This is a genomic window from Clostridioides sp. LIBA-7678, from assembly GCF_056716065.1.
This window is the reverse complement of record NZ_CP196987.1, coordinates 2,726,705-2,746,901: the sequence shown is the minus strand read 5'-3', so window position 1 is coordinate 2,746,901 and position 20,197 is coordinate 2,726,705. Positions and strand designations below refer to the sequence as shown.

Sequence of the window (20,197 nt, the reverse complement as noted above, 5' to 3'; positions counted from 1 at the left end):
GGAGGAAATTAAGATGAAATTATTTGGTAAAAAAGAAGAAAAAAAATCATGTTGCTGTAGTGGAGATTGTACATCAGAAACTATGGAACATGCAGAAATGACAAAGAAAGAAGATGGAATCAAGGTTCTAGGCTCTGGTTGTGCAAAATGTATAGCTTTAGAAAATGCAACATGTACAGCAATTTCAGAAATGAATTTAGATTTAAATATTGAGCACATAACTGATTTTACTCAAATTGCTAGCTATGGAGTAATGAGCACTCCTGCACTTGTTATGAATGGCAAGGTTGTATCATATGGTAAGGTATTAACAATTGATGAAGTGAAATCAATTATAGAAAGGGAAAAACATGGTAGCCTATAAACCTAAAGTAGCTTTTATCTGTGTTCATAACTCTTGTCGAAGCCAAATAGCAGAAGCATTAGGAAAGAAACTAGGTTTAGATGTTTTTGAAAGTTATTCAGCAGGTACTGAGGTGAAATCACAAATAAATCAAGATGCTGTACGTTTAATGAAAAAAATTTATAATATAGATATGGAAAAAGAGCAATATTCAAAGTTATTAAAAGACATACCCGAAGTTGATATTGTTATTACAATGGGGTGTAATGTAGAATGTCCATATATTCCATGTATATATAGAGAAGATTGGGGAATAAATGACCCCACAGGGAAAAGTGATGAAGAATTTATCTTTGTGATAAATGAAATATTAGATAAAATATTGTTACTTTCCAAAAGAATCAAAATGAATAGTACTAATTAAAATATCAACTTCTCTTTTTTATACAATTATTAATCTTGCTTATAAGCAGTAAATTAGTAATATAATATTGAACTAGATTCGTATCAAACACTAAAAAATTAGATAATGTTATTAAAATACCTGAAAATACAATAAATAAAATAGATACGATATTTTATAATAATTTTCAAATTGAAGATATGAAGAAAAAGAAAAATATTTGGAGCAAATATTTCTTAATATAGCAAATATATATTAAATAGGAGAGTTGAAAATGTCTAAAATAGTAGCATTTGTAGGAAGCCCAAGGAAAAATGGTAATGTAGATACAATAATTAATGAAATAATTAAAGGAGCAAACAAAAATAATGTTGATGTAAAAAAGTATTACTTAAATGATATGAATATAAAAGGTTGCCAAGGATGTTTATATTGTAGAAAAAATTATTCATGTTCACTTAAAGATGATATGATTCAAGTATATGAAGATATAAAAAAAGCTGAGTATGTAATTATAGGTTCGCCAGTTTATATATGTCAGGTATCAGCTCAAACCAAGTTATTATTAGATAGACTTTATCCACTTACAACAATAGATAAAGGTAAACATATACCTAGATTTGGAAATAAAAAAATAATCATGGTTTATACTCAAGCAGCACCTTTATCAATATTTTTTAAAAGATATTTTAGATATACAAGTAAGCATCTTAAAGGAATGGGTTTAAATCATTATAAAACTATAATTGCTACTAAAGCATTTGAAAAAAATTCAATTGAAAATAATCCTAAAGTATTAAAAAAAGCTTATAACATTGGATTTAAAATATCAAAGGATATTAATATATAAAATCTACTTCAGATATTAATTGAAAAACGGTAAATATTGTAATAATTCCTTATCTTTCTTATAATTATATTTGTAACTATTTTACTTAAAATTTTCATATAAAAATTTGAATTATCAACATAAACACTCTATTTATGAGCGATTTCATAACCAAAAAACATTCATTTTCAATATAGTCATAAGGAACGAGGTTTTTGTAAGTACTAAATTTTGGTTAATCCACATATATAATGAAAAAAATTCCTCATAAGTATTGACAAAACTTATGAATATATCTTAGATAAAACTAATGAAATCTTAAAATAAAGTTAGAAAGATATGAAAAAATTTTAGAAATAAAGTATCTATTAGATAAAAAAGAACACTAATTAATGATATAATATAACTGAGGTAAAATTTATTATTTGGAGGCAAAATCATGAGCAAAGTAAAAAAAGTAGTTGAATTATTGGAATCCAAAGGTCTTGATGCACTATATTTAACAAAGAAGACTAATGTAAATTATATAAGTGGTTTTCCTGATGAGGAAGCATATGCAGTGATTTGTAAAGATGGTAATTTCTTAGTTACTGATAGTAGATATATGGAACTTGCAGAAAATGTTTGCGAAGGTTTTGAAATTATAAATTGGCATAACTTTGACAGAAGTGTGGCAAAAGCAGTAAAAAGCGTGTGTGACAAAGTAGGTATAAAGAAACTTGGATTTGAAAGAACTAATATAGTGTTTGATAAATACGAGGAACTTAAAAATCTGATTGAGAAAGATAATGGAGAATTAATACCTACAGAAAATATTGTAGAGACATTAAGATATGTAAAAGATGAAGAAGAAATCAAGAATACAAGAAAAGCATGTGAGATAGCAGATAAGGCGTTAGAAGAATTGATTCCACATATAAAAGCTGGAGTTAGTGAAATTGAATTGGCTACAAAATTGGAGTATTTTATGAAGATGAATGGAGCACAAAATATAGGTTTTGAGACTATATTGATATCAGGTGCAAAGACTTCATTACTTCATGGTAAACCTAGTGATAAGGTCATAGAAAAAGGAGATTTTGTACTTATAGACTATGGAGCTATGTATAATGGTTATATATCTGATACAACTAGAACTTTTATAGTTGGAGAAGCTTCTGAAAAGCAATTAGAGGTATATAATTTGGTTAAAGAAGCACAACATGTAGGTGTTGAAAACATGAAAGTTGGTGTACATGCTACAATTCCAGATGCTGAAATAAGAAAAGTTGTTAAAAAATATGAAGATTATTATTATCAAGGTATAGGGCATGGAGTTGGTAGAGATGTTCATGAAGAGCCTTTCATTGGTAATTATGGTGATAAAACTATAGAAGAAGGATGTATAATAACAATGGAACCAGGTATTTATTTCCCTGGATGGGGTGGAGTTAGAATAGAAGATACTGTTCTGATTACCAAAAACGGACCAGAAAGACTTACTAAATTCCCTAAAGATTTGATGATTTTAGACAAATAATTTGTTTTTTATATATATTTTTACATAAAATATAACATAATCTCACCATTAAGCTCTCTTTACATATTATAGTAAAGAGGGCTTAATTTTATTGTGAGAGGTGATAATATCCATGTATAAAAAACGTAAATTTATAAAAAATATAAAAAAAGCCTGGTATAAAATCAAACTAATTGACAGATGTCTAATAATTGTAATGGCAATACTCATGTTTCAATCTATATACACTTTATTTGTCAATGAAGTAAATTCACAAGATACTACAACCATTGATGTAGTAGTAAGAACAACTTCAGCAGCTATATTTGGATACTTTTTAAGTGCTAATTTTATAAAGAGACCTTCAAGAAAATATATAAATACTGATGTATCTTCAAATCTTTTTATAGATGATAATTCAGCTAATAAAGGTCAAGAATCAAATCAAAATAATGTGATGAATGTCAAAAATACCATTGGATTTACTTCAGAGACAGATAATTATGAAAATAAAGTATCTGCTAATAAAATTGAAGGTATTGAAGAAGGAGAAACCAGTGAATTACAAATTATTATAGCTACTGTAATTTGTGTTGTAGCATTAATAGTACTTTTTATCGTGAGGAATTTTACAACTATAGCTCCAGCTTCTTTAGGTACTATTTCACAGATGAGAGATTTTGTATCAGGATGCGTGGGTTTTTTGTTAGGTTGTCCAAGTAGACCTGATTAAAAACATGATTAACAATTAAAAAATATTGTTAGAAGTATCAGTATAATAATATTTAGATGTAAATGTATACAATTATAATTTTCTGAGATTATATATTTTATTTTTATGCTGATACTCTACAATATTTATGGTGTATTATTTAAATTAAATATTGTATTTATATAACATAAATGAAACTAATTTATATGAATAGATGCCATATATTCAATAAAAAGTCTCATACTATGAGATATGTACTGATTTCTTCTCCAAAGAACACCAATATTTGCAGTAATTGCACGCTCTAATGGAATTGAACAGAGATTTTCTGTATTTTGAAATATTTCTTTATACAATATTGTTGAAGCTAAGTTATTTTCTAATAAATAACGTATAGTAGAAAGTTGATTTGAATGCAAAATTATATTTGGTTTAGCTTTTTCAAGCCTTTTTGTTATAATTTTATAATGATAAGAACCTTCAGATAGTATGACAAAAGGTACATTTTTTAACATATAATTTGAAATAATAGGTTGTTTTGCCAATTCATTTTTTGGATTTGTAACTAAATACAATTCTGTTTTGTAGATTGTTTTTGAATCTATATCATCATAAATATCACTATCGATTATGCCAATACAAAAATCGAGTGAAGATTCTTCAATCATTTTAGCTCCAACAAATGTTGGAACTTCAAAGATTTTAAGTTCTATGTCTGGATAAATTACATTAAATCTAGGAAGTATTTTTGAAAGTAAAAAAGTACCTAAGACTGTAGGAATGCCTATTTTAAGAGAGGCCTTTCTCTTTTTTCCTAAGTCTAGTGCATCACTTTGAAAATCTTCAAATTGTCTTGTAAAGTTTTTTGATTTGTCTAAGAAAATATTTCCTTCAGGAGTTAATTCTATTTTGTTTCCTATTCTGTAAAAAAGCTCAAAACCAAGTTCTTTTTCCAATTCTTTAATAGCTAATGTTATGGATGGCTGGGAAATATGAATACTTTCAGCAGCTTTGGTCATGTTTTTATATTTACAAACTGTTTGAAAATAATATAAATAATTTATATTCATTGGATATTAATTCCTTTCATTTATGTATTAGTGACAAGTATATAATTAACGACAATATAAGTTTTGTATATTGTTGTAAAAAAATAGGATAGTTTTAAACTATCATATCATAAGTTTTTGATATTTTCAATCTATTAAGAATAGTGCTATTATTAAATTAACAAAAGAAAATAGCTGATATACTTTGATGACAATCAATTTGTAATCGAGTTATAGCAACGAATATTAAAAATTTAACTATTTAAAAATAAACAATTATTTTCGAGACTAGATTGTTAATTAAATCCTAAAGAAAAAGATTGATATTAATAAGGGAAAATTTTTTTAATTAGTAATGTTAATTTAATAACAAAATAAAGTTTTAGGGAGAAAGGAGAAATATATTTTTTAGTAATAATTGTTAATTTAATAACGATGAAAGGGAGTGATTTAGTGAAGTTTGAGTTAATGGATTTTTTAATGAATCCTTTTGTCCTTATGTTTGCTGCTGTAATTACAGGAATTTTATTTGGAAAGATTAAATTTGGGAAGTTTAATTTTGGGGTATCAGGAGCATTATTTACAGGATTATTTATTGGGTGGCTTGCATATAGCTTGGGGAATTCAGTAATAGCAAAAGGAGAAACGGCAGCAGGGTATAAGGCAGCAACTGTCATGATGGGAAATGGAATTATTTCTCCTGACTTCTTTGATTTCTTTTTGATAATATTTGTTGCAGCAGTTGGTTTATTAGCTGCAAAAGATATGAAAGCTGTATTAAAGAAGTATGGAGCACGATTTGTAGTTTTAGGAGTTCTTATAACTTTTATAGGAGGTTCTATGACTTATGCAATGACTTTACTATCAAGTAACAAAGGAAGCAGTGCTTATGAAGTTTCTGGTGTTTATACAGGGGCATTAACAAGTTCACCTGGATTAGCTGCTGCTCTAGAAACAGCTGGTAAACATGCAGAAGATGTATCAAAGGAGTTTGAAAAAGCTTCAATAGAAGATAAGAAAGAAATTTTAAAAGTTGTTGACCCAGAAGGAAAATTAGATGTAAATACAACTACATCACTAACTCAAGAGCAAATAGATAAATATATTGCGTATGCTGAAGCAGGTGTTGGTATAGGGCATGCAGTTGCATATCCTTTTGGAGTTTTAATAGTAATATTAGGTGTAAATTTCCTTCCAAAAATATTTAGGATGGACCTTAAAGAAGAAAGAAGAAAATATGAAAAAGAAATGAAAGAAGCAAGAGAGAGCGTTGCAGGTAAAACAATACCAGAAGTTCCATTTAATATAATAACATTTTTCTTAACATGTTTGGCTGGATATTTAGTAGGAGGAATACATGTATTTATGGGACCATTAGGATACTTCACATTAGGAGCTACAGGTGGTTCACTAATTGTATCTCTAGTACTTGGATATGTAGGTAAGATAGGGGCAGTAAATTTTAGAATGGAAGAAAAGGTTTTAAACATTTTAAAGCAGATAGGTCTAGTGTTTTTCTTAGCAATAGTTGGATTAAGATATGGTGGTAAAGTAGTTGATTCAATTATGACATCTGGTATGCATCTGGCTTTTGTAGCAATAGTAGTGGGTGTTACAGCTATGATGATAGGATTCTTAGTTGGTAAATATATATTTAAATTAAACTGGATTTTACTATCTGGAGCTGTCTGTGGTGGTATGACATCAACTCCAGGTCTTGGAGCAGCTGTTGATGCTCTTGACAGTGATGACCCAGCAGCAGGTTATGGAGCCACGTATCCATTTGCATTGTTAACTAAAGTTATATTGGTTATAGTTTTACACAAACTTCCAATGTAAATAAGACTTTATATGGGGGGATATTTATGAATAATGAAGGCGTATTTGAAGAATTAAGAGAAAGATTAAGAAATGAAAAGTTATGTGATTTAATTATGAATGCAGATGAAGCTGCTAAAATTGTAAATGATGGAATGGTTGTTGGACTTAGTGGATTTACACCTTCAGGTTATCCAAAAGCAGTGCCATTAGCAGTTGCAGAAAGGGCTAAAAGAGGAGAAAAGATAAAGTTAACTGTGTATTCAGGTGCATCTTTAGGCCCAGAGGTAGATGGGGCATGGTCAGAAGCAGGTATAATTGAAAGAAGGCTTCCTTATCAGACTAATTCTACACTTAGAAATAACATTAATAAAGGTGTTGTTAATTATATAGATATGCATCTAAGTCATTCTACTCAATTTTTAAACTATGGAACTATACCTAAAGTAGATGTAGCTATAGTAGAAGCACTTGCAATAACCGAAAATGGAGATATTATACCTACCAGTGGTATTGGTAATTCACCTTCTTTTATAAAAAGTGCAGATAAAGTAATAGTTGAAATAAATCTTTCAAAACCAATGGAAATGGAAGGAATGGCAGACATATATATTACAGAAAATCCTCCACATAGAAAGCCAATAGAAATAAATCATCCTAAAGATAGAATTGGAACAACATATATACCTTGTGGCTTAGATAAAATTGCAGGAATCGTAATCACTAATATGCAAGATAAGACACGTCCATTAGGTATTGTAGATGAAGCTTCAAAAAAAATATCAAATAATATTATCGCTTTTCTGAAAGAAGAAGTAAAGTCAGGTAGATTGTCAAAAAATCTACTTCCACTTCAATCTGGTGTAGGAAGTGTAGCCAATGCTGTTTTATATGGATTATGTGAATCTGAATTTGAAAATTTAACTTGCTATACAGAGGTTGTGCAGGATTCTATGTTAGATTTAATAAGAATGGGTAAGGTTACAATGGCGTCTACTACGTCTGTAAGTCCATCACCAGAAGGGTTAATAAAATTTGAAGAAGATATTGATTTATTTAAGGATAAGATTATATTGAGACCTCAAGAGATTAGTAATAATCCAGAAATAGCTAGAAGAATTGGAGTAATTGCAATGAACACTGCAATTGAAGTTGATATTTATGGAAATGTAAATTCTACTCATATTATGGGTTCAAAAATGATGAATGGAATTGGCGGTTCTGGTGATTTTGCTAGAAATGGAGCAATAACTATATTTAGTACTGAGTCAATTGCAAAAAATGGTGATATATCATCAATAGTACCTATGGTATCTCATGTAGACCACACTGAACACGATGTAATGGTAATTGTAACAGAACAGGGATATGCTGATTTAAGAGGTCTTGCGCCTAGAGAAAGAGCTATAAAAATAATAGAAAATTGTGCTCATCCAGATTATAAAGAACAACTTAGAGATTATTTAAATAGAGCCTGTCAAAATGGAGCAAAACAAACTCCTCACATATTGGATGAAGCTTTATCATGGCATAGTAAATTTATGAATACAGGTACAATGAAAAAGTCTGAAACTTTTAAAAGTGCATTATAAAAATATTTAATAAATGGGAGGCAGATTTAAAATGGAAAAAGCAATAGAAAACTTTGAAGATTTAAGTAAAGAATATATTAATGGTTATATTGAGAGAGCTAGAAAAGCTCAAAGAGAGTTTGAATGTTATACTCAAGAGCAAGTAGATAAAATAGTAAAGATAGTTGGGAAAGTAGTGTATTATAATGCTGAATACTTAGCTAAACTTGCTGTAGAAGAAACTGGAATGGGAGTATATGAAGACAAGGTAGCTAAAAATAAAAGTAAAGCAAAGGTTATATATAACAATCTAAAAGATAAAAAATCAGTTGGTATAATTGATATAGATAGAGAAACTGGAATAACAAAGGTAGCTAAACCAATTGGAGTAGTAGCGGCAATAACTCCTTGTACAAATCCAATCGTTACACCTATGAGTAATGCAATGTTTGCCCTTAAAGGAAGAAATGCAATCATTATCACACCACACCATAAAGCAATTGGATGCAGTACTAAAACTGTAGATATGATTAATGAAGAATTAGAAAAAATAGGAGCGCCAGCAAATCTAATACAAATACTTGACCAACAATCAAGAGAAAATACAAGAAATTTAATTTCATCAGCAGATGTAGTAATTGCTACTGGTGGAATGGGAATGGTGAAAGCCGCATACTCAAGTGGAAAACCAGCACTTGGAGTAGGTGCAGGAAATGTTCAATGTATTATAGATAGAGATGTAGATATTAAAGAAGCAGTACCTAAAATTATAGCAGGAAGAATATTTGACAATGGTATAATTTGTTCAGGAGAGCAATCAGTGATAGTAGCAGAAGAAATGTTTGATAAAGTAATGGATGAATTTAAAAATAATAAAGGTTTTATAGTTAGAGATAATGCACAGAAAGAAGCTTTTAGAAATGCTATGTTTATAAATAAAGCTATGAATAAAGATGCAGTAGGTCAATCTGTTCATGCAATTGCAAAAATTGCAGGTGTTGAAATTCCAGAAGATACAAAAATAATAGTAATAGAAGCTGATGGTCCAGGAGAAGAGGATATACTTGCAAAAGAAAAGATGTGTCCAGTTATATCTGCATATAAGTATAAAGATTTTGAAGAAGGTGTAGCTATTGCAAAAGCAAATCTAAATGTAGAGGGAAAAGGGCATAGTGTATCTATCCATTCAAATACAGTTAAAAATATAGAATATGCAGGAGAAAATATAGAGGTATCAAGATTCGTTATTAATCAATGTTGTGCTACTAGTGCTGGAGGAAGTTTCTTTAATGGTCTTGCACCTACTAATACTCTAGGTTGTGGCTCTTGGGGAAATAACAGTATTTCTGAAAATCTTGATTATAAGCATTTAATTAATATTTCTAGAATTGCTTATTATATGCCAGAAAATGAAGTTCCTACAGATGAAGAACTTTGGGGATAGGATTTAGAAAAAAATATTAAGAAACAGACATAAGAAGGAAGTATTATAATTAACATAAATAAAAAATTTTATAAAAAAAGGAGTGGTTTTATTATGGCATTAATGACAGGAGCTCAATATATTGAAAGTTTGAGAAAATTAAACACTAAGGTTTATATGTTTGGTGAAGAGGTTAAAAATTGGGTTGACCATCCTATGATTAGACCATCTATAAATTGTGTAGCAGCAACTTATGATTTAGCTCATGACCCAGAATATGCAGACTTAATGACAGTTACTTCAAATATTACAGGCGAAAAAATAAATAGATTTGGGCATCTTCATCAAAGTACTGATGATTTAGTGAAAAAAGTGAAAATGCAAAGACTATGTGGTCAAAAAACAGCTTCTTGTTTCCAAAGATGTGTTGGTATGGACGCATTTAATGCAGTGTATTCAACAACATTTGAATGTGATAAAGCTCATGGAACTAAGTATCATGATAATTTTGTAAAATACTTAACTTATATACAAGAAAACGATTTAGTAGTTGATGGTGCTATGACTGACCCTAAAGGAGATAGAGGATTGTCACCTAGTGCTCAACCTGACCCAGATATGTTTCTTCATATAGTAGAAAGAAGAGAAGATGGTATAGTTGTAAGAGGAGCAAAGGCACACCAAACTGGTTCAATAAATTCACATGAGCATCTTATAATGCCTACTATAAGTATGACAGAAACAGATAAAGACTATGCTGTATCATTTGCAGTTCCTTCAGATGCTGAGGGTGTGTTCATGATTTATGGAAGACAATCTTGTGATACTAGAAAATTAGAAGAAGGCGCAGATGTTGATTTAGGAAATAAAGAATTTGGTGGTCAGGAAGCTTTAGTAGTATTTGATAATGTATTTGTTCCAAATGATAGAATTTTCTTATGTGGAGAGTGGGATTTCTCTGGTATGTTAGTTGAGAGATTTGCTGGATACCACAGACAAAGTTATGGTGGTTGTAAAGTAGGTGTAGGTGATGTAATAATAGGAGCAGCAGCTTTAGTAGCTGATTATAATGGAGCAAATAAAGCTTCACATATAAAAGATAAATTAATAGAAATGACTCATCTTAATGAAAGCTTATATTGTTGTGGTATAGCATGTTCATCAGAAGGGCATAAGACAGAAGCTGGAAACTATCAAATAGATTTACTTCTTGCAAATGTATGTAAACAGAATGTAACTAGATTCCCTTATGAAATAGTAAGACTTGCAGAAGATATAGCTGGTGGTCTTATGGTTACTATGCCTTCAGAAAAAGACTTTAAATCAGACCTTAAAGTTGGAACAAGTGGAATGACTATTGGCGAAGTATGTAATAAGTACTTTAAAGCTTCTTCAGTAGCTTCAACAGAAGAAAGAATGAGAATATTAAGATTCTTAGAAAATATATGTCTTGGTTCATCTGCTGTTGGTTATAGAACTGAATCAATGCATGGAGCAGGTTCACCACAAGCCCAAAGAATAATGATTTCAAGACAAGGAAATATAGGTCAGAAAAAAGAGTTAGCTAAGACAATTGCAGGGATAAAAAAAGAGAAAGCTCTAAATTTATAGGAAATTTACAAGTTGATATATAAAAGGGAAAAGTATATCGATTTTAATTAATGAAAAAATACATGGGATAAGAAATAATTATAAAATAGTAGTGGATTGTTAGATAAAGATATTTTTAGAAGGAGAATTTACACGATGACCTGTGGAGTTAGATTTTGTGGGGGCTGTAACCCTAGATACGAAAGAGGGAAGGCTCTTACAATAATCAAAGAGCACTTCGATGGTAGAGTAGATTTTAGTATAGCACAAGAAAATGTGGAATATGATTTGTTACTTATAATTGGAGGATGCGCAACTTTATGCGCATCCTATCAACAATATAAAGTAAAAAATGAGTGTATTAAGATATGGGATTTTAGCCATATAGAAAGAGCTATAAATATAATTGAATCAGCAATTTGTGAAACTTAAAAAAGAGCTAAATGGGGGGATTTCATTGAATTGGCAAGAATTGTATCAAAGTAAATTATGTAGTGCTACAGAGGCCGTAAAGCAGATTAAAAATGGGGATACTGTAGTATTTGCACATTGTGTAGGTGAGCCTCCTGCACTAGTAGAAGCTATGATTGAAAATGCTGAGCAATATAAAGATGTTGAGATTAAACACATGGTAAGCTTAGGTAGTGGTGGATATACTTCTAAGGGGATGGAAGCTCATTTTAGAGTAAATCCAATGTTTGTAAGTGGAAATGTAAGAAAAGCAATTGAGAACGGAGATGGCGACTTTACACCTGCATTCTTCCATGAAGTACCAAAGTTAATTAGGGAAAAAAGATTAAAATGTGATGTTGTGTTAGCACAGGTAACTCCACCAGATGAACATGGATATTGTAGTTTAGGTACATCAGTTGATTATACTTATGAAGCTATTAAAACTGCTAGAACAGTAATTGTTCAAGTGAATGACCAGTTTCCTAGAACTTATGGTGAAGTAATTCATGTATCAGAGTTTGATTATATAGTGGAAAAATCACAACCTTTATATGAATTACAACCCGCAAAGATTGGAGAAGTAGAAGAAGCAATAGGTAAAAATTGTGCTTCATTAATTGAAGATGGTTCTACTTTACAACTTGGAATTGGTGGAATCCCAGATGCAGTTATGCTATTTTTAACGGATAAAAAAGATTTAGGTATTCATTCAGAAATGATTTCAGATGGAACTTTAGCTCTTTATGAAAAAGGTGTTATAAATGGCAAATATAAAAATTTTGATAAAGAGAAAATGACAGTTACATTCTTAATGGGTACTAAAAAATTATATGACTTTGCACATAATAATCCAGCAGTTGAAGTTAAACCTGTAGACTATGTCAATCATCCAGCAGTTATAATGAAACAGCATAAAATGGTTTCTATAAACTCTGCTATACAAGTTGACCTGATGGGACAAGTGGTTGCAGAAGCAATGGGACTTAGACAATTTAGTGGTGTTGGAGGTCAAGTTGATTTTATACGTGGAGTCTCTATGGGAGAAAATGGAAAAGCAATTATAGCTATGCCTTCAATAACTACAAAAAAGGATGGTACAGTGATTTCAAAAATCGTCTCTATTGTGGATGAAGGTGCACCTATAACAACATCAAGAAATGATGTTGATTACATTGTAACAGAATATGGTATAGCAGAGCTAAAAGGAAAATCTCTTAGAGAAAGAGCAAGAAATTTAATTAATATAGCTCATCCAAGTGTAAGAGAAAGTCTGGCGTTAGAATTTGAAAAAAGATTTAATGAGAAATATTAATAATAGAGGGGTGTTAATAATGGAAGCACTTAGAGTAGTTCCAAAAATATTTTATTTTGATACATTTAAAGAATTCAACGAAGAATTTAAAATAGGAAAAAATGATTTAGTAATTACTAATGAATTTATATATGAGCCATATATGAAGCCTCTTGGAATAGATACAAATCTAATTTTCCAAGAAAAGTTTGGAACAGGTGAACCATCTGATGAAATGATAGATTCTATGACAAAAGAAATGAAAAAGTATAATTTTGATAGAATTATCGCTTTTGGAGGAGGAACAATAGTTGATATATGCAAGATATTAGCACTTGATGTTCCAGAAAAGTCTATTGATTTATTTGAAGGAGACGTAGCACCTAAAAAAATAAAAGAGTTAGTAGTAGTTCCTACAACATGTGGTACAGGTAGTGAAGTAACAAATGTAGCCATTGCAGAATTAAAATCCAAGCATACTAAAAAAGGGCTTGCAGTAGAAGAAACTTATGCAGACTATGCAGTCTTAATTCCAGAGACAGTAAAGGGATTACCTTATAAATTCTTTGTTACAAGTTCAGTAGATGCTCTTATACATGCAATTGAGTCTTATCTTTCTCCAAAAGCAAGTCCATTTACAGAAATGTATTCTTTACAAGCAATAAAAATGATTATGGATGGGTATAAACAAATAGTTGAAAAAGGTGATGAGGAGAGATTTAATCATCTTAAGGATTTTGTTCTTGCATCAAATTATGCAGGAATCGCTTTTGGAAATGCTGGTTGTGCAGCAGTTCATGCTCTATCTTATTCAATTGGAGCAGCTTTCCATGTTGCTCATGGTGAAGCAAATTATCAGTTCTTTACTGAAGTATTTAAGATGTATTCTAGAAAAAATCCTGATGGAAAAATTACGAAATGTACAAAAATTTTAGCAGATGCTCTTGAATGTGACCCTAATTGTGATGTTTATGGAGAATTAGAAAAGTTTTTAAATAAATTAATAGCTAAAAAAGCCTTAAGAGAATATGGAATGGTAGAAAGTCAAATAGATGAATTTACAGATAGTACAATAGCTAATCAACAAAGATTACTTGCTAATAATTATGTAGAGCTTAGCAGAGAAGAAATAAGAGAGATATTTGCAAATCTTTATTAATATAAATTTTCATCAATATGTATAGCAAAGATAAACAATGCTAATTATATTTATATAAAAATAAAAATGAGGGAACTTAAATTTAATTAAAGTTAAGTTCTCTTATTTTTATATGGAGTTAAATATAAGTATATTTTTAATTTAAAATATACCTATATTTAAGTCTATTACTTTATTTGAAATAATTTGTAGAAATTCAAATTCCTTGACAGTAATAAGTAAGTAATTGTATAATCAAACTGCAATATATTAATAATATTAATGAAAATGAAAGGATATAAACTATGTATAAATCAGAAAATTTTTCCAAAAAATCTGTGTTGATAAATTCATTTTTAAGTAAATTTTTAAAAATAGTTGGATGGGGTTTAGTAGGTTTATTTACATTATCTGCCTTAGTACTTTCAACTATTTCTATTATAATTGGGTGGGCTGTAATACTTCCTATTCAAGTATGTGCAGTGTTTTTAATCATAGGTGGTGTTTGTATTTTTAAAGGAAAGAGATTAGGAGACCAAATTTCTCGTTATAAAAAATATTGTACAATCATAAGTAATAGGAATATTATTCCAGTAGAACTTATTGCAGAAAGTACATCTAAGTCATTAAATTTTATAATAAAAGATGTACAAAAGATGATAGACAAAAACTACTTTATAAATACTTATATTGATAAAAGAAGTAATCAAATTGTGTTGACAAATGAAGATTTTACTCCGCCAAAATATGAAGATGTAGCATATGAAGTTAAAGAAGAAGAAAAAAACGATGAAGTTAATGAAGTTGATAAAATTATAAATACTGGAATGAATTATTTAACACAAATAAAAGAAGCTAATAAAAATATTAAATCAGAATCAATGTGCAATAAAATTGTACAAGTAGAAGATGTTACAAGTAAAATATTTGATGTTGTAAAACATGACCCATCAAAACTTACTCAAATACAAAAATTTATGGACTATTATCTTCCAACTACTTTGAAGTTATTGAATTCATATCATACATTGGAAGAACAAGGTATAGATAGAGAAAATATAACAACAACTATGGAAAGTATTGAAAATACAATGAGTACAATTGTAATAGCTTTTGAAAATCAATTAGATTATCTATTTGAAGATGAAGCAATCGATATATCTACAGATATTACTGTTTTAGAAAACATGTTAGTTCAAGAAGGATTAACAAGTGGTAAATTTTAACTTCAATATAAAAAATATTCTGTTATTTTTGAACAATTAAGTAGTTATAGAGTATGGAATATGCAGTATATAAGTTAATAAGTACTTTATAAAGGAAGAGGAGAGAAAGATATAATGAATAATTTAGATGATATACCAGTTATGCCAACTTTAACACTTGACCCATTTGCAGAGGAATCAAATACAAGTGATATAAATAATTCTGACCTATTAATGAAAAAGGATGAAAAAGACCCAGAAGAAGAAAAGCTATCTGAATCTGAACGTAAGATGGTGAAGGAATTTGCAGAAAAAATAGATATTACAAATACAAATATGATTTTACAATATGGAGCTGGTGCTCAAAAAAAGGTAGCAGGGTTTTCTGAAACAGCTCTAAAGAGTGTTAAGACTAGAGATTTAGGGGAAGTTGGAGATATGCTTACAAATCTAGTTACTGATTTAAAAGCATTTTCAGCAGATGAAAAAGAACAAGGTGGTTTTTTAGGAATCTTTAAAAAGGCAAATAATAAAATCTCAAATCTAAAAACTAAGTATGATAGTGCAGAGGTAAATGTAGACAAAGTAAGTAAAGAACTTCAAAAACATCAGGTTAAAATCTTAAAAGATATAGCTATGCTTGATAAGATGTATGAGCTGAACTTAGCTTACTCAAAAGAACTTACTATGTATATTATAGCAGGAAAACAAAAGCTAAAAGATATGAAAGAATATGAAATGCCAAAATTAAGAGAAAAGGCTAGTTTATCTGGTTCAACAGAAGATGCTCAATCTGTGAATGATATGGTTTCGCTTTGTGACAGATTTGAAAAGAAGATTCACGACTTAGAATTAACTAGAATGGTATCTCTTCAAATGGCTCCACAGATAAGACTAGTTCAAAATAGTAATAATTTAATGGCAGAGAAGATTCAATCAACTATAGTAAATACAATTCCATTATGGAAAAATCAAATAGTACTTGCCCTTGGGATTTCTCACTTAAATCAAGCCATGAAAGCTCAACGTGAAGTTAGCAATATGACAAATGAGCTTTTATTAAAAAATGCAGAAACTCTAAAGATGGGTACAATAGAAACAGCAAAAGAATCAGAAAGAGGAATTGTAGATATAGATACAATTAAGAAAACTAATCAATCTTTAATATCAACTATTGATGAAGTAGTTAAGATACAACATGATGGTAGAATAAAGAGACAAGAAGCAGAAGTTGAACTATCAAAAATAGAAAATGAACTTAAAAGTAAGCTTCTTGAATTTACAGTTAAATAAAAGCTTATATTAAAATAAAAAAGTGTAGCTGATTTTATAATCAACTACACTTTTGTTTATATTATAAATTTCTATTATCTTTTAACATAACATCATGAGCTCCACCTTCAACTATACTAGTAGAAGATACAAGTGTAAGTTTAGCATTCTTTTGAAGCTCAGGTATGCTAAGAGCTCCACAGTTACACATAGTAGAACGAACTTTACTTAAAGAAAGAGTTACATTGTCCTTTAAAGAACCAGCATAAGGTACATAAGAGTCAACACCTTCTTCAAAAGAAAGTTTCTTATCTCCACCAAGGTCATATCTTTGCCAGTTTCTAGCACGTGCAGAACCTTCTCCCCAGTATTCTTTCATGTAACTACCATTTATGTTAACTTTGTTAGTTGGACTCTCATCAAAACGAGAGAAGTATCTACCAAGCATTATGAAATCTGCACCCATAGCTAAAGCTAAAGTTATATGATGGTCATAAACGATACCACCATCAGAGCAAATTGGAATATAAATACCTGTTTTTTCAAAGTACTCATCTCTAGCTTGTGCAACTTCAATTATAGAAGTGGCTTGTCCACGTCCTATACCTTTTTGCTCACGAGTAATACATATAGAACCACCACCAATACCAACTTTAACAAAGTCAGCACCAGCTTCAGCTAAGTAAAGGAATCCTTCACGGTCAACTACATTTCCAGCTCCAACCTTAACTGTATCACCATATTTTTCACGAATAAAATCAAGAGTTATTTTCTGCCATTCAGAAAAACCTTCTGAAGAATCTATACATAAAACATCAGCACCAGCTTCAACTAAAGCAGGAACACGTTCAGCAAAGTCTCTAGTATTGATACCAGCCCCAACTACATATCTTTTAGAAGAATCTAAAAGTTCAAGTGGGTTTTCTTTATGAGAAGAGTAATCTTTACGGAATACCATATAAACAAGATTACCATTGTCATCAAGTACAGGAAGAGAATTAAGTTTGTGGTCCCATATAATGTTGTTTGCTTCTTTTAAAGTAACATCTTTGTTAGCATAAACAATGGATGACATAGGAGTCATAAATTCACTAACTTTAGTATCTAAATCCATACGACTTATACGATAATCACGACTTGCGACAATACCTAATAATTTACCAGTTGAAGTTCCGTCTTCAGTAACAGCAACTGTAGAATGTCCAGTTTTTTCTTTTAATTCAAGTATGTCTTTTAGTGTATTCTCAGGTTTAATATTTGAATCACTTACAACAAAACCAGCTTTGTGAGACTTAACACGTGCTACCATAGCAGCTTCACTTTCAATACTTTGAGAACCGTATATAAATGAAATACCACCTTCTTTAGCAAGTGCAATAGCCATCTTGTCATCAGAAACAGATTGCATAATAGCAGAAGTCAAAGGGATATTCATATAAATATCTGCTTCCTCGCCTTTTTTAAATTTAGTAACAGGTGTTTTTAAACTTACATTAGCAGGTATACAATCAGTAGAAGAGAAACCTGGAACAAGAAGGTATTCACTGAAAGTATGTGATGGTGTATCAAAATAAAACGCCATTTTTTAATCACTCCTTATATTTTTATACTTTTTATAATTGATAGTATTAATTATAACTTATTCTTTAATTTTATTAAAGTATTTTGTCAAATATTGAGATTTTTGAAAAATTTAAACTATTTTAATTGAATTTGTTTAATATATATTGCTTTATAGGGTAAAATTGTATATTAAATAATGTTTAATGTTGTATGGTAGCTAATTAGAAATTAATATCTAATTAGCTATACATTGTACTTATACACTTTATGTTGACAATATTTATATAGAGCGTACAAATTTCAAAAGCACAGGTCAAATAAGTCTATATTAGTATATCCAAAAGTACCTCTAATAAAATTATTTAATTGAATTATTATTGGTTTTTATATTAAATTTAAATATTTTATAAAAATAGTATTATTTGCAACACTAGATACTCTAAAATACTACATAAATAAAGTTAAACAAAAACTAAAATGACAAATGTCATTATCTTAAGTGACATAGAAACGATTTCTTAAAGTTGTTACTAGAAAATATAAACTCTATAATAAAAGTATAACAAAAGGGAATCATATCGATATAGAATATAATTCAAATGGAGGTAAAATTATGAGCAGTTCTAATCAATCGACAATAAAGACATCTATACAGAGAATAGGAAAATTTTTAAGTGGTATGGTAATGCCAAATATAGGAGCTTTTATAGCATGGGGTCTTATAACAGCATTATTTATACCAACAGGGTGGATGCCTAATGAGAAATTAAGTACTATAGGTGATCCAATGATAAAATACCTTTTACCGCTATTGATAGCTTATACTGGTGGTAAGGCAATAGCTGGACAAAGAGGCGGAGTAATAGGTGCAGCAGCAACGATGGGTGTAATAGTTGGAGCTGATATACCAATGTTTATCGGAGCTATGATAATGGGACCATTTGCAGGATGGGTAATCAAGAAATTTGATAAATTTGTAGATGGTAAAATACCAACAGGATTTGAAATGTTAGTAAATAACTTTTCAATAGGTATAATAGGTATGCTTCTTGCAATATTAGGATTCTATGCAATAGGGCCAGCAATAGTAGCAGGTACAGCTCTTATAGAATCTGGAGTTCAATTTATAGTTAGCAAAAGTTTATTACCTTTAGTTTCAGCATTTATAGAACCTGGAAAAGTATTGTTCTTAAACAATGCAATAAATCATGGTATATTAGGACCTATAGGTATAGCTGAAGCAAAAGAAGCAGGTAAATCTATAATGTTCTTATTAGAAAGTAATCCTGGGCCAGGTCTAGGAGTTCTATTAGCATACTGGATGTTTAGTAGAGGAAGTGTAAAACAGTCAGCGCCAGGAGCTGTAATAATACATTTCTTTGGTGGTATACATGAAATCTACTTCCCATATATATTAATGAATCCAGTTCTAATATTAGCTACAATGGCAGGTGGAGCAGCAGGAATATTAACTTTCTCAATATTAGGAGCTGGGCTTGTAGCAGCACCATCACCAGGAAGTATATTTGCACTTATGGCACTAGCACCAAAGGGAGGATTACTTCCAGTATTAGCAGGGGTTGCAGTGGCAACAGCTGTATCATTCTTAGTAGCAGCACCATTTGTTAAGAAAGCTTCAGCAAATCAAAGTGAAGAAGATGGTACTTTAGAAGAAGCTAAAGCAAAAATGAGTGACATGAAATCAGCAAGTAAAAATTCTGATAAAAACATTGATGAAAAACAACTTGAAGTGAATGAAATTAAGAAGATTGTATTTGCATGTGATGCAGGGATGGGTTCTAGTGCAATGGGAGCTTCTAGATTTAAAAATAGAATAAAAAACTTAGATTTAAGTATAGAAATTACAAACTCATCTGTTGATAACCTTCCAGATGATACACAGATAGTAGTAACTCATAATACACTAGTTGAAAGAGTGGCTAAGAATAATTCAAGTGTTGAGATAGTTTCAATAAACAACTTTTTAAATGACCCAAATTTAGATGCATTATTTAAAAGATTAGAGTCTAAATAAAAAT

General features: G+C 29.9%; 17 protein-coding genes. 15 read left to right on the top strand and 2 right to left on the bottom strand.

Features of this window, described 5'->3' with window-relative positions:
* The first annotated feature begins 13 nt into the window (after positions 1 to 13).
* The 5 genes from ACTG46_RS13055 (at position 14) to ACTG46_RS13035 (ending at position 3,806) form a co-directional block, all read left to right on the top strand.
* The gene (locus ACTG46_RS13055; protein ID WP_479922971.1) at positions 14 to 364 is read left to right on the top strand and encodes a thioredoxin family protein; all 351 of its coding nucleotides are present in this window, start codon (positions 14 to 16) and stop codon (positions 362 to 364) included.
* Positions 351 to 767: an arsenate reductase ArsC gene (locus ACTG46_RS13050; RefSeq protein ID WP_479922970.1), complete on the top strand. Its 417-nt coding sequence runs from the start codon at positions 351 to 353 to the stop codon at positions 765 to 767. Before ACTG46_RS13055 ends, ACTG46_RS13050 begins: the two co-directional genes overlap by 14 nt.
* Before the next feature lie 253 nt (positions 768 to 1,020).
* Positions 1,021 to 1,596 (top strand): flavodoxin family protein, encoded by a 576-nt coding sequence (locus ACTG46_RS13045; RefSeq protein WP_054270948.1) that lies wholly within the window; start codon positions 1,021 to 1,023, stop codon positions 1,594 to 1,596.
* A gap of 418 nt (positions 1,597 to 2,014) precedes the next feature.
* The gene (locus ACTG46_RS13040; protein WP_054270947.1) at positions 2,015 to 3,094 is read left to right on the top strand and encodes a M24 family metallopeptidase; all 1,080 of its coding nucleotides are present in this window, start codon (positions 2,015 to 2,017) and stop codon (positions 3,092 to 3,094) included.
* Between the two features lie 112 nt (positions 3,095 to 3,206).
* Positions 3,207 to 3,806 (top strand): hypothetical protein, encoded by a 600-nt coding sequence (locus tag ACTG46_RS13035; protein ID WP_479922969.1) that lies wholly within the window; start codon positions 3,207 to 3,209, stop codon positions 3,804 to 3,806.
* Positions 3,807 to 3,982: 176 nt separating this feature from the next.
* Here the strand turns inward: ACTG46_RS13035 and ACTG46_RS13030 are convergent, their stop codons facing one another.
* Positions 3,983 to 4,855, bottom strand: coding sequence for a LysR family transcriptional regulator (locus ACTG46_RS13030; protein ID WP_054270945.1), 873 nt, complete (start codon positions 4,853 to 4,855; stop codon positions 3,983 to 3,985).
* Between the two features lie 432 nt (positions 4,856 to 5,287).
* Between ACTG46_RS13030 and ACTG46_RS13025 the strand changes: the two genes are divergently transcribed.
* The 9 genes from ACTG46_RS13025 (at position 5,288) to ACTG46_RS12985 (ending at position 16,616) form a co-directional block, all read left to right on the top strand.
* The gene (locus tag ACTG46_RS13025) at positions 5,288 to 6,673 is read left to right on the top strand and encodes an aspartate-alanine antiporter-like transporter (RefSeq protein ID WP_479922968.1); all 1,386 of its coding nucleotides are present in this window, start codon (positions 5,288 to 5,290) and stop codon (positions 6,671 to 6,673) included.
* 26 nt (positions 6,674 to 6,699) lie between these two features.
* The gene (locus ACTG46_RS13020; protein ID WP_054270943.1) at positions 6,700 to 8,244 is read left to right on the top strand and encodes an acetyl-CoA hydrolase/transferase family protein; all 1,545 of its coding nucleotides are present in this window, start codon (positions 6,700 to 6,702) and stop codon (positions 8,242 to 8,244) included.
* Positions 8,245 to 8,275: 31 nt separating this feature from the next.
* Positions 8,276 to 9,667: an aldehyde dehydrogenase family protein gene (locus ACTG46_RS13015; RefSeq protein WP_054277115.1), complete on the top strand. Its 1,392-nt coding sequence runs from the start codon at positions 8,276 to 8,278 to the stop codon at positions 9,665 to 9,667.
* Between the two features lie 93 nt (positions 9,668 to 9,760).
* Positions 9,761 to 11,257: a 4-hydroxybutyryl-CoA dehydratase/vinylacetyl-CoA-Delta-isomerase gene (abfD, locus tag ACTG46_RS13010; protein ID WP_479922967.1), complete on the top strand. Its 1,497-nt coding sequence runs from the start codon at positions 9,761 to 9,763 to the stop codon at positions 11,255 to 11,257.
* A 135-nt stretch (positions 11,258 to 11,392) separates the two neighbouring features.
* Positions 11,393 to 11,668 carry a hypothetical protein gene (locus tag ACTG46_RS13005; RefSeq protein ID WP_054277114.1) on the top strand — a complete coding sequence of 92 codons (276 nt, stop codon included), beginning with the start codon at positions 11,393 to 11,395 and terminating at the stop codon, positions 11,666 to 11,668.
* A 25-nt stretch (positions 11,669 to 11,693) separates the two neighbouring features.
* Entirely contained in the window at positions 11,694 to 13,001 is a 1,308-nt protein-coding gene (locus ACTG46_RS13000; RefSeq protein WP_479922966.1) for an acetyl-CoA hydrolase/transferase family protein, read from the top strand.
* A gap of 19 nt (positions 13,002 to 13,020) precedes the next feature.
* Positions 13,021 to 14,139, top strand: a complete 1,119-nt coding sequence (locus ACTG46_RS12995; protein WP_479922965.1) for a 4-hydroxybutyrate dehydrogenase — start codon at positions 13,021 to 13,023, stop codon at positions 14,137 to 14,139.
* A gap of 284 nt (positions 14,140 to 14,423) precedes the next feature.
* A complete protein-coding gene (locus tag ACTG46_RS12990) occupies positions 14,424 to 15,344 on the top strand; it encodes a 5-bromo-4-chloroindolyl phosphate hydrolysis family protein (protein ID WP_479922964.1) in 921 nt (306 codons plus the stop codon).
* Positions 15,345 to 15,458: 114 nt separating this feature from the next.
* Positions 15,459 to 16,616, top strand: a complete 1,158-nt coding sequence (locus ACTG46_RS12985; protein WP_054270937.1) for a toxic anion resistance protein — start codon at positions 15,459 to 15,461, stop codon at positions 16,614 to 16,616.
* A 61-nt stretch (positions 16,617 to 16,677) separates the two neighbouring features.
* On the opposite strand, the gene ACTG46_RS12980 is transcribed toward ACTG46_RS12985, so the two are convergent.
* Positions 16,678 to 18,177, bottom strand: coding sequence for an IMP dehydrogenase (locus ACTG46_RS12980; protein ID WP_054270936.1), 1,500 nt, complete (start codon positions 18,175 to 18,177; stop codon positions 16,678 to 16,680).
* A gap of 594 nt (positions 18,178 to 18,771) precedes the next feature.
* Here ACTG46_RS12980 and ACTG46_RS12975 point away from each other — a divergent pair.
* Positions 18,772 to 20,193, top strand: a complete 1,422-nt coding sequence (locus ACTG46_RS12975) for a PTS mannitol transporter subunit IIBC (RefSeq protein WP_479922963.1) — start codon at positions 18,772 to 18,774, stop codon at positions 20,191 to 20,193.
* The last annotated feature ends 4 nt before the right edge of the window (positions 20,194 to 20,197 follow it).

Bases quoted from the DNA above. Each gene is read 5' to 3' on its own strand.
- ACTG46_RS12995 (WP_479922965.1), top strand. From the start codon at position 13,021: ATGGAAGCACTTAGAGTAGTTCCAAAAATATTTTATTTTGATACATTT.
- ACTG46_RS13040 (WP_054270947.1), top strand. From the start codon at position 2,015: ATGAGCAAAGTAAAAAAAGTAGTTGAATTATTGGAATCCAAAGGTCTT.
- ACTG46_RS12980 (WP_054270936.1), bottom strand. From the start codon at position 18,177: ATGGCGTTTTATTTTGATACACCATCACATACTTTCAGTGAATACCTT.
- abfD (WP_479922967.1), top strand. From the start codon at position 9,761: ATGGCATTAATGACAGGAGCTCAATATATTGAAAGTTTGAGAAAATTA.
- ACTG46_RS12990 (WP_479922964.1), top strand. From the start codon at position 14,424: ATGTATAAATCAGAAAATTTTTCCAAAAAATCTGTGTTGATAAATTCA.
- ACTG46_RS13050 (WP_479922970.1), top strand. From the start codon at position 351: ATGGTAGCCTATAAACCTAAAGTAGCTTTTATCTGTGTTCATAACTCT.
- ACTG46_RS12985 (WP_054270937.1), top strand. From the start codon at position 15,459: ATGAATAATTTAGATGATATACCAGTTATGCCAACTTTAACACTTGAC.
- ACTG46_RS13015 (WP_054277115.1), top strand. From the start codon at position 8,276: ATGGAAAAAGCAATAGAAAACTTTGAAGATTTAAGTAAAGAATATATT.
- ACTG46_RS13055 (WP_479922971.1), top strand. From the start codon at position 14: ATGAAATTATTTGGTAAAAAAGAAGAAAAAAAATCATGTTGCTGTAGT.
- ACTG46_RS13035 (WP_479922969.1), top strand. From the start codon at position 3,207: ATGTATAAAAAACGTAAATTTATAAAAAATATAAAAAAAGCCTGGTAT.
- ACTG46_RS12975 (WP_479922963.1), top strand. From the start codon at position 18,772: ATGAGCAGTTCTAATCAATCGACAATAAAGACATCTATACAGAGAATA.
- ACTG46_RS13045 (WP_054270948.1), top strand. From the start codon at position 1,021: ATGTCTAAAATAGTAGCATTTGTAGGAAGCCCAAGGAAAAATGGTAAT.
- ACTG46_RS13030 (WP_054270945.1), bottom strand. From the start codon at position 4,855: ATGAATATAAATTATTTATATTATTTTCAAACAGTTTGTAAATATAAA.
- ACTG46_RS13020 (WP_054270943.1), top strand. From the start codon at position 6,700: ATGAATAATGAAGGCGTATTTGAAGAATTAAGAGAAAGATTAAGAAAT.
- ACTG46_RS13005 (WP_054277114.1), top strand. From the start codon at position 11,393: ATGACCTGTGGAGTTAGATTTTGTGGGGGCTGTAACCCTAGATACGAA.